At 45.7% G+C, this 9,769-nt stretch carries 4 protein-coding genes and 1 pseudogene; 4 read left to right on the forward strand and 1 reads right to left on the reverse strand.

The window, feature by feature from the left end:
• Positions 1 to 111: 111 nt before the first annotated feature.
• Positions 112 to 1,803, reverse strand: coding sequence for an ABC transporter substrate-binding protein (locus tag WG8_RS09360; RefSeq protein WP_007429897.1), 1,692 nt, complete (start codon positions 1,801 to 1,803; stop codon positions 112 to 114).
• A gap of 281 nt (positions 1,804 to 2,084) precedes the next feature.
• Here WG8_RS09360 and WG8_RS09365 point away from each other — a divergent pair, with 281 nt between their 5' ends.
• The 4 genes and pseudogenes from WG8_RS09365 to WG8_RS28220 form a co-directional block, all read left to right on the forward strand.
• Positions 2,085 to 3,152 (forward strand): LacI family DNA-binding transcriptional regulator, encoded by a 1,068-nt coding sequence (locus WG8_RS09365; protein WP_007429898.1) that lies wholly within the window; start codon positions 2,085 to 2,087, stop codon positions 3,150 to 3,152.
• A gap of 215 nt (positions 3,153 to 3,367) precedes the next feature.
• Positions 3,368 to 5,926, forward strand: coding sequence for a beta-mannosidase (locus tag WG8_RS09370; RefSeq protein WP_007429899.1), 2,559 nt, complete (start codon positions 3,368 to 3,370; stop codon positions 5,924 to 5,926).
• 429 nt (positions 5,927 to 6,355) lie between these two features.
• Positions 6,356 to 7,753 carry a helix-turn-helix transcriptional regulator gene (locus WG8_RS09375; RefSeq protein ID WP_007429900.1) on the forward strand — a complete coding sequence of 466 codons (1,398 nt, stop codon included), beginning with the start codon at positions 6,356 to 6,358 and terminating at the stop codon, positions 7,751 to 7,753.
• A 945-nt stretch (positions 7,754 to 8,698) separates the two neighbouring features.
• Positions 8,699 to 9,769, forward strand: a pseudogene (locus WG8_RS28220) (cache domain-containing protein); the annotation flags it as partial.

Here is a 9,769-nt window from a genome sequence, read left to right on the forward strand (position 1 = left end):
AGGCACAGCAATTATTTTAAAACGGGCGGACAGCATCAGGCTGTCCAGCCCTTATCTTTCATTTTATAAGTGTAACTTGAACTATAAAGCAGAATTTGAAAAAAACATAAATTATTTCTCCCCGTACCATAGCTTCAGCCGGTTTTGGATCAGGCCGGTGTAGACTTCTTCAGCCTTTGGTACACCTGCCTGGTCCAGTTCCTGCAGCATGCGGTCATAGACGGTGTCGAACTGATCCGGCTTGGCTAGTATAGCCTCAGGAATCCGTTTGCGCACAATGTCCTGCGACTTCTGATAAATGACATTATAGTTCGTATCGGTCGGAACAGGCATATTGTAGGCGGCACCCCACTCTTTTGCCGGGAAATCCTTTTCGTTCGGGAACAGGTCCTTCCATGTCTGGGCCTTGTATGCCTGAAGGGATTCTTTTTCGGCTTGGCTGTAATTTTCGGTAATCATTTCCGGATAATTGGTTGTATAGTAATTGCCAGAAGGGTCTTTGACGCTGTCCCCGTAATGAGGTCCCCATATCCAGTACAAACCGATACCTGACTCTCTAGTAAAAGAGGCATTATCGGTGTTTTTGCGTTGCTGTACGGCAGCCGGAATGACTCGTTTGCCGTTTTCTACATTGTAATGCTGGCCTTCAATGCCCCAGTTGCGCAAAATTTGTCCTTCGTCGGAGGCGAGGAAATCCAGAAACTTGATGGCACGCACCGGATTTTTGCATGAAGTCGTAATTCCGATGCCGTATGCAGCGTCAAAGCCAACTGGCTGGAGGGAATGATCCTGATATTTTTCATTTAAGGTGACTGGAAAATGAGCGTAGGTAAATTCATCCTTGCCTGCTGCCTTGAGGGCGTTTTCGGCATCCTGATAGTTCCATTCCTGATCAATGAGTCCAATGACCCGACCTGCAGCAATCTTGGATTTGTACTGATCACTTTTTTGCACAAAGGTATCCTTATCCAGCAGTCCTTCGTTGTACATATGATTCAGCCAACGGAAATATTCCCGTTCTTCCGGGCGCTTGTAGTGAAGGATGGCTTTGTGTGTTTTCGGATCAATATAATACTCGCCATCGTCTGGTCCGCCTGTAGCGATCACGGCGGGATTCGTCACGGTAATCTGAATTTTCCAGTCTTCGGCATCAAGTGAGAGGGGGATGGTAGGCTGGCCGTTGGTGGTGGGGTATTTGGCGACATAGTCCTTGAGTGCTTTTTCAAAATCCTGGACGGTACGAATTTTGGGGTATCCGAGCTTTTTAAGTGCCTGATGCTGGATTTCAAAGCCGGCCTGTGCATCAAATGCGATGTGATCTACGCCCAAATTGGTTGGGATCGTATAAATGGCAGGATCTTCACTGCTATATTTGATACGGTTAAAATAGTCTCCGTACACTTTCTTAATATTTGGACCGTATTTGTCAATCAGGTCGGTCAAGTCAATGAGTGCTCCGGCATCGACCATCTTTCCGACTTCCCCTTTGGGATATACGAGGTCAGGATACTCTCCGCTGGCGACCATCAGTGCAAATTTTTCCTCACCTCGACCATTGACGGCATATTCGGCATTGAGTGTAACGCCCGTTTTTTTGATAATTTCCTGTCCGACCGCGTCTTTCATGTTGTTCCAGTTGGAGCTGGAATCACCGCCAAAAAAAGTTAGGGTAATGGGACTGGTGTCATCGGGATTTTCTTTTGATGCCGTACCGCCTGTTCCGCTCGCACAGCCCGTTGTCACGAGCAACAGCACAGCCAGGAGCAGGATGGAGCTTTGTCGTACCAATCTGTTCTTGAACATTTGCAATCCCCCTTTTTAAGTATGATTCACATAATGTAAGTGCTTTCATTAGTAAATTGTAGGAAATAAACTACCTTACGTCAAGTGATATATGGTGATTTGTTATGCTGTTTGTTTTTTTATTATGCAAATATATTATGGTGGATGGTGTGGATTTGTGCAAATCTATCGTTTGATGATCTAAAACAAAGTATGCTACGATGGTACCAGTTTACAGGCACACCCGTGTATTGAAAACAGGCAGAAGCAGTACTAGATTCCGAATAGGGTTGGGTGAGAAGATGCGTGGAAAAGTAACATTGCAGGAAATTGCGGATGCGGCGGGCGTTTCAAAATTCGCTGTTTCTCGTGCATTGTCAGGCAAGCCCGGCGTAAGTGAAGAGACAAGGACGGTGCTGGTCAAGCTGGCTGCCCAGATGGGCTATTTTCGCAACCATCCAAAAGTGACCGGGCTAGAGCCGCGTGATACGGATGCCAAGGAATGGTCGGGCACTGTGCTGGTGTTATTTCCAAATATACGACACCAGAACAGGGAATCCAGATACTGGGGACCTGTGTTTGAAGGAATCTCCGAGCGTCTGAAGCGCAAGGGAATGGATATGGTCACGTTAACGGAGCCCTCGACTGAAGATATGTTTTCGTTGCTGAATCCGGAAGCGATCAAGGGCATTATTACGGTAGGGTCGGTTTCAACGCCGATGCTGCTGAATATTTATCGAATGGGGATTCCAGTCGTCATGGTAGATCATTGGGATTCTGCTTTTTTAAGTGATACGGTGTTTACGGATAATCGCACATGCATGAGTGAATTAATGAAGGATTTGCTGTGCAGGGGCTATACACGTTTTCAATTTGTCGGTCAGATTGACGATGCTCACAGTTTCTATGAGCGTTGGGAAGCTTTTCGCTCCACATTGGAAATGAGCGGCGTACAATTACAGCAGAACAAGGCCTTTCTTCACGGAGGAGTGCAAGCGCTGGAGGAGGAATTGGACAAGCTGAACGAGAGCGAGCTGCCGGAGGTGTTTGTGTGCGCGAATGATGTGACTGCTGCACAAGCGGTGGATGTGCTGAAACGGAAGGGAATTGACGTCCCGAGGCGCTGCGGGGTGACGGGATTTGATGATACGAACGAACAGATGCCGATTTATGCCACGGTAAGAGTGGATAAGGAGCTGCTGGGAATGCGTGCGGTGGATCAATTGCTATGGCGCATAACCAACCCAGATTCGCCTGTCGAAAAAAAGCTGCTGCACGCAGAACTGGTTATACGGGAACGATATGCGCCGCGCAACAGTCGGGGAAAAGATGACCCTGAGCGTTCAATCAGCTCAATCAGATATAGTTGATGTTCAGATCGCATTAGATGTACTCCGTTGATGTGGAGAAATAAAGATGTCGCTTTTTAGCCTGTTTAAGGCCAGAGAGCGACTTTTTTTGGTTGCTATACAAATGGTTTTGCGAAAAAAACAATTTGACTACTTTGTTAGCTTAATGTTATTTTTGTTATGTTGAAAGAGAGACCCAGATGTTCCCAATCATCCTTACAGGGAGGCTTGTGGCAATGTTCAATGTGATAGGACTGGATTGCTGGAGATTTAGGGAAGCGCAAAGTGATGAGTGGTTTAATGCGGAAGTGCCGGGTTGTGTGCATACCGATCTTTTACGACTTGGGCGAATTCCTGATCCGTTTATCGGTATGAACGAGGCAGAGGTACAGTGGATTGACAAGCAGGACTGGATCTATGAAGCCTGTTTTGAGACCCGTACAGAACAGCTCCAATGTCAACGGATAGAATTGGTGTTGGAAGGACTGGACACCTATGCAGATGTAAAAGTGAATGGGCAACAGGTGTTGTCGGCCAATAATATGTTTCGGCAATGGAGACAGGATGTGAAGGAGCTTGTTCAAGTAGGGGGAAATCGGCTGGAAATTTATTTCCGTTCACCGATTGCTGAAGATGTCCCCAAGCTGGAACGGTTAGGCTATGCACTTCCTGCACCGAATGATCAGTCCGAAGCTGGTGGTTTGGCAGACAAAAAGGTAAGCGTTTTCGCGCGTAAGGCTCCTTATCATTATGGCTGGGATTGGGGACCGAGGCTGGTGACAAGCGGCATTTGGAGAGAGGTGCGGATCGAGGCCTGGTCCGGTATGATCGTGCGAGATATGTTTATTCGACAGGATGAAGTGAATGCAGAAGAGGCCAGGCTCACGGCGGTCATAGAAGTCGAGAATGCAGGAGAGGCGACGGAGGCCGAGCTGCGTATCCTCGTTGACAGCAAGGTGTGGTCGAAGCCTGTTCACCTGCAGAAAGGAAAGCAAACCGTAGAGCTGGAGCTAGATATAAGCAAGCCGAAGCTGTGGTGGTGCCGAGGGTTGGGAGAGCCCCATCTATATACGTTTACAGCCGAACTTGCGGAGCGGAAGCAAGGAGCTGTAATAGCGGAAAAAACGGTGAAAACAGGTCTGCGTTCGATCCGTCTTGTACGTGAACCGGATGCAGAGGGTGAGAGCTTTTACTTTGAGCTGAACGGAGTTCCGGTGTTTGCCAAGGGAGCCAATCATATTCCAAATGACAGCTTTGTCACTGAGGTTACGAAGGAACGGTATCGGCATGAAATCGCCAGCGCGGCTGCCTCCCATATGAATATGCTGCGGGTTTGGGGTGGCGGTATTTATGAGGAAGACGTATTTTATGAGCTTTGTGATGAATATGGCTTATTGATATGGCAAGATTTTATGTTCGCATGCAGCATGTATCCGGGGGATGAGACTTTTGTGGATAATGTGGCACAGGAAGCTGAAGACAACATCAAGCGACTGCGGAATCATCCCTGTATTGCGTTATGGTGCGGCAATAATGAGATTGATTCGGCATGGGCGCATTATGAAGAGAACGGAGGCTGGGGCTGGAAAAAGGATTACACGCCTGAGCAACGAAAGCGTCTGTGGACCGATTATGAAACGCTCTTTCACCGGATTTTGCCAGAAGCGGTGCATGCCTGGACCCCGCAGACGGCTTATTGGCCCTCCTCCCCGCTTATTGGCCTGACCGCAGATCAAAACCAGCATGCGCATCCGTCTTCGAAGGCCGGGGATGTTCACTACTGGGGGGTGTGGCACGCATCTGAGCCATTTGAGAGTTACCATGTACATGTGGGACGTTTTATGAGTGAATATGGTTTTCAGTCCTTTCCCGAGTACAAGTCGGTACGTGCTTATGCGGAGGAAAAGGATTTGGAGCTGGAATCTGCGGTCATGCTGGCGCATCAGAAGAACGGGGCAGGCAATCGCTTGATTAAAGAATATATGGAACGGTATATGCGGGAACCAAGGGATTTTGCATGTTTTCTTCCTATGAGCCAGATTTTGCAGGCAGAGGCGATGAAAATGGCCATAGAGTCACATCGCCGTCACAAGCCCTATTGCATGGGAACGCTATATTGGCAAATGAATGACTGCTGGCCCGTTGCATCCTGGTCGAGTATGGACTATTTTGGCCGTTGGAAGGCACTTCAATATACGGCGAAGCGCAGCTTTGCCGATGTGCTGTTGAGCGTGACAGATGCAGAGCAGGGCAATAAGGAGCTGCATATCGTTAACGATACGCTAAAGACGATTGCAGGTACGCTGCGGCTGACGCTTTTGCATATTCGTGGCAGTCAAGTGATCTGTGAAGAGGACATTCAGGTACAGCAGGCAGCGGGCGCTGCAGGGATCGTACATACACTGCCAACCGACAAATGGCTGAACGGCCTGAACCGTGCAGAGCATATGCTGGTCGCGTGTCTGACACAAAATGGTGAACAGGTGGCCTCCTGTGAAGTTTATTTTGCAGATACCAAAGAGATGGATTTGCCGCAGACGAATATTAAGATAACCGAGGTACCGGGAAGCAGAGGCAGCAGTTTTATGCTTTGTTCGGATGTGCTTGCAAGACATGTGTGGCTGTCAGCGGAACGGGAAGGCATTTTCAGCGATAACCATCTGGATCTGGCCCCTGGTATTCCGAAGATCGTGGAATTTTTGGCCTTGAGTAACGGTAACGGTGCCTCAACATTTGCGGCCGTTTCACCAGGCGCGTTGACGATACATTCGTTGGTAGATTGGATACAAGGTTAGAGCAAGATACGTGGAGAATTGCAGAGGAACCAAAAATTCCCGCCGACCAGTTATTGAACTGGCCCGTTCTTTTTATGGAGGTGTTATTGTGGCTTTTGATTTAGTACCATTTATACTTAATATGCTAGTTATCCTTATTTCTATTGCGGGTGGAGTGCTGTTAATCGGAATATTGTATAGGGGATATATACTTCTAGGTATACTTCTTGCTGAGAAAAAGAATAAGAACGACAACACTGAGAAAAAAATATAGAGAATCACACTCTCCGTTGACCGCAAAGGTTAGCGGAGAGTTTTTTTGTTTCATTTTATGCTAAACATTGAATACTTATATTAGTTGCATAGTATATTGACAGATGGTTAATTATGGTGAAAAATGAAGTATGTTTTTAAAAATTATGGAATATTTATGCGGAAGGTGGCTATGGCATGAAGCAAACACCTACGATTCGGGCGGAATTAGACAGATACCTCAAACAAGAGGGATTGAGTCTAATACAATTTGGACATATTGCAGGGATGAATCGGGGAATAGTAAGTAGTATTGTGACAGGAAATAAGTCTATGTCTGTAAACCAGCTTGACCGAATTACTGAGGCTATGGGTTTACCGGAAGGCCACTTTTACGACTTGTTCATAGAAAACTACATCATAGACGTACCCCCGAATATGAGGCGAATCGAGCCATTTTTGTATCGCTGTGTGGAGTTGAACAAGTTGGATACGATCCGCAAAGTGGTGGGAGCCATCATGGACAATCTACTCTATTCGCCCAAACTATTTGATATAGCGGAAAACCTATTCGCAGAGGGACGACATGAAGCGGCGCTGCTGTTATATGAGAATGTAGCACAAACGGAGAAGTACCAGCACTCTGAGCGCTTGGCAGTCTGTCAATATCGTATATTCACTATTCAGGTCGGAGATGATCAAAGCCGTAATCTCAGGGCAGCTACGCTATTTGAACCCTTTGTTGAACGTCTGGATGAAATAGACCAGCTTGACGCGTTGAAGGATTTGGCTAACGTGTATAGGTCTTTGCGTAAATGGGACAAGGTCGATGAAATAGCTCGGAAAATGAGAGGGAAAGCGGAAATCCAATATTCGATGAAACATCAACAGAACAGCCGAGAATGCAATGAGGCTGCAAAGAAGCTAAGTCGTCCAATGTTTGTATACATCTCCTATGGCGATTTGTTGTGTGCAGGTGTTTGTGAAGCTCAAGGTGATTATCAACAAGCTCTACAATATACATACGCCTACGCTAATTTAGATTGGGTAAAAGAGACGGACGAGGATACCCAGCATTGGATCGGCTTGTTTCAACATTGGGCAGAAGTTAATACTTACGTATTTAAGCTTTTGTCTGGGGATACAAGTGTGCTTACGGATTATGTTGAATACATTGCTGCATCAACCAATAAAGCCGATAAAGAAATGGTTACTAAGTTGTTGAACGTAATGTATGCAGCTAACCGATATAACATAGATGTAGATAATATACTTCTAAGGTTTAAAACGGAAATTGATTTTTTTGCTCAAATGAACCCATCTGCCGATATGTATACTTATCAAGTAGTACCAGAGCAAAAAACACGTTTTAAATATGAACTTGCTAAATACTATTTGAATAGAGGCAACTACTCTTACGGCTTCAAATATCTGTTAGACGTATTATCTAAATCATTATCCAATAACAAGGAGTCCTTTTTCATTAGATGCATAAGATTATTTGAACGGTTTAAACAATTTGCGGATGTTAGATCTTTCGAAAAGTATGAAATTTTAGTTAGTGAAGGGCAAAGAGAAAGATTATTTTACTATTGATATTTATTAATTGTTTTCAGTTTTAAAGCCCCATCGCTTCATAAAAATAATATTAAACAAGTCCGGCTAGACAATATAAAAAAGTTATTTCAATTGGTTAGTTTATTGTTATTGTGCCTGTTCAGTCGAATAACCAAAGTCAACAGAGAATACAACTTCATGATACAATTGGGGGATTCTAAACCTAAGTAGAGCACAGCCCCACTAACCTTAAATGAACTGACCCCAAAAAGTTAGACACAGGACAGACTTAGGCTGCTACAGAGGACTGGATGCGGTATTCTACCGGCGACAGTCCTCTGAGCTTTTGCTTGGTTCTTCGATGGATTCCAAAGAATTCTCTATCACGGAGTTGTCCAGCCAGTTTCCTCTGCGTGACATACTAAATGCGTTCCTAATTCTGGATGGATCTATCTATCTGTACGTCATGCTTCTTAGCCGCAGCTTTATAACTCAACCGATTCTCATGCATATCTTCTAATATGTATTGCTTTTGCTCTCCAGTAAAAGTCTTGTGCGTTCCCTTTGGGATTAATCCCCAGCGCATGCTTGGAGTATGCTGCTACCCATTCATTAACCGTTACATGGTTCATCCCATACTTCCGCGCTGCTTCGTTCTCAGACAGCCCTCCCTCAAGTACATCTATGTTAAATATAAAACTTAGTGCTAATCCACAAATCCATTCTGATACTAGAATCTACTCTCACTCTTTCATGATATGTACAGCGCTTTCATTGTGTTAATATATATAACAATTAATGGCTTGTGAATGAACTGTTAACGGATAATTTGTAAGAATTCTATCTATTTGGCATCTGAATTTGGTAGAATAAGTTCAAAGTATAATCGAGAGTGTATTAAAACTGACATCATAAGTATGCTTATTGTTGAATGAACTCTATAGAGAGGGTCGTGAAAGCATTAGGCGGCAAGGGGGAAACGTGATGCGAAAGAGCTGGTACAGGAGATTGCTTTTTTCCTATTTCCCAATTTTCATGTTGACAGTGTCGATTCTCATTTTCTTATCCTTCCTGATCGTGAACGAGATATCGCGCAATGAAACCAGCAAAGCGAATCGGATCACGACCGGATTTGTGATGGACAGTGTGGAAAATTCACTGACGAAGGTAGAAATGGACGTTTTAAGCGAGGCGGAGACGAACAAGAGCTACAGCACTTTCCTGAACGGACAAGCTCAAAGCGGCAGCATGATGTTATATGAGCTGGTAGGGAGTCTGCGTACGCTGAAAGATAATCATGAGCTGGTACATTCTATTTATATTTACCGAACGAAAGATCATAGGGTATTAACCATGAGTGGTCTTCAGGAGGCTTCGACCTTTGTCGATTATCCGTACATTGAGCAGGCGCTTCGGTCGGAGGATCGGCAGTGGTCGCCTGTGCGGGAATGGAAGGAGCCGGGCCAGCATACATCAGAACGTGTGATTTCCATGCATAAGCGGCTCCCCTTGCCATTTGGGGGACAAGGATTGCTGGTGGTCAACATCGGTGTGTATCCGTTGGAGCAAGTGATCGCTCAAATGACGAACCCGGCCGTTTCCTATTTGGTGATTCATGATGGCAGCGGACAAGTGATTTATCCGGCTGCATCCCGTACCGAGGATGCTGTAAAAGCAGAGGACGGGCAGCAACTGACTCAGCTGCTCTCCCCCCGGCTGGGATGGAGCTTTGATAGCGGCATTCGTGCCGGGCAATTGTTCGAATGGGTGTCTGTGATCTCTTACGTCTGGATTGCGGTCGGATTGGCGGTGGTTATATTGGCGGTGGTCTACATTATTTATGTGACCCGCAGAAATTACAGGCCAATTCAGTTGATGATGCAGCGTATCCAGCAACTGCCAGACCGTCCCGGTGAGGAAAACAATAAGGATGAGCTGTGGATGATTGACCATGCGCTGCAAAGTCTGATTCGGCAAACGGTTGATTATGAACAGCAGGAGCATGCGAATATACTCATTCGGCGACGGCAGCTGTTCCTTGATCTTATGGAAGGT

This window comes from Paenibacillus sp. Aloe-11 (assembly GCF_000245715.1).
GTDB lineage: Bacteria > Bacillota > Bacilli > Paenibacillales > Paenibacillaceae > Paenibacillus > Paenibacillus kribbensis.